Annotated in this window: 2 rRNA genes; both read right to left on the bottom strand. The window is 56.2% G+C overall.

Annotated features, from left to right (window positions below):
• A 23S ribosomal RNA gene (locus ACGFJ7_RS46805) occupies positions 1 to 629 on the bottom strand; the annotation flags it as partial.
• 363 nt (positions 630 to 992) lie between these two features.
• Positions 993 to 1,074: ribosomal RNA gene (locus tag ACGFJ7_RS46800) — 16S ribosomal RNA — on the bottom strand; the annotation flags it as partial.

Genomic DNA, 1,074 nt, shown 5'->3' with positions numbered 1-1,074 from the left:
AAAGGCTCTGACGGATTGTAGGCGAACGGTTTCAGGTACTATTTCACTCCCCTCCCGGGGTACTTTTCACCATTCCCTCACGGTACTCGTCCGCTATCGGTCACCAGGAAGTATTCAGCCTTACCAGGTGGTCCTGGCAGATTCACAGCAGATTCTAGGAGTCCGCTGCTACTCGGGAAATCCACAAAGAGGCTAGATGCTTTCACGTACGGGGCTCTCACCCTCTACGGCCGGCTTTCCCACACCGTTCCACTAACAACTAGCTTTGTAACTCTTCGAGAAGTGTCAGCATTCTCAAGTGGCTCCCACAACCCCCCGCATGCAACGCCTGACAGCTATCACACATACAAGGTTTAGGCTCGATCCGCTTTCGCTCGCCACTACTCACGGAATCACATGTTGTTTTCTCTTCCTACGGGTACTGAGATGTTTCACTTCCCCGCGTTCCCCTCACACACCCTATGAATTCAGGTGCGGATGACACGACATGACTCGTGCCAGGTTTCCCCATTCGGACACCCTGGGATCACAGCTAGGTTGACAGCTCCCCCAGGCCTATCGCGGCCTCCCACGTCCTTCATCGGCTCCTGGTGCCAAGGCATCCACCGTTCGCCCTTGACAACTTAACCACAAAAAACAAGATGCTCGCGTCCACTGTGCAATTCTCAACCAACGACCAACCCACAACCATCAACGCTTCCCACCAGCCGAACCACAGTTCGCGGTATGAGAAACCAGATCGTGCCTGGTGCTGAAAAACAACCCCGGCCCGAAGGCCGGCATGGTTGTTCTTTCAGATACCCAACAGGGTGCTTTCTTGTGCGCTCTTACCAGCCGCACCAGCGAGTAGGTTCCATGCCCTTACGGGCCGTACTGAACTCGCCGGCCGTTGCCGGGTCGAACTAGCCAGTGTCTCCGCCTATGAGCACCCCACCACCGCGTTCGGGTGGTGCGGGCTACTGGACCACTTTCGTGGCCTAGTTGCTCCTTAGAAAGGAGGTGATCCAGCCGCACCTTCCGGTACGGCTACCTTGTTACGACTTCGTCCCAATCGCCAGCCCCACCTTCGACGGC

This window comes from Actinoplanes sp. NPDC048988 (assembly GCF_043197815.1).
GTDB lineage: Bacteria > Actinomycetota > Actinomycetes > Mycobacteriales > Micromonosporaceae > Actinoplanes.
The sequence above is the reverse complement of the archived record's forward strand: the minus strand, read 5'-3'. Positions and strand labels throughout refer to the sequence as shown.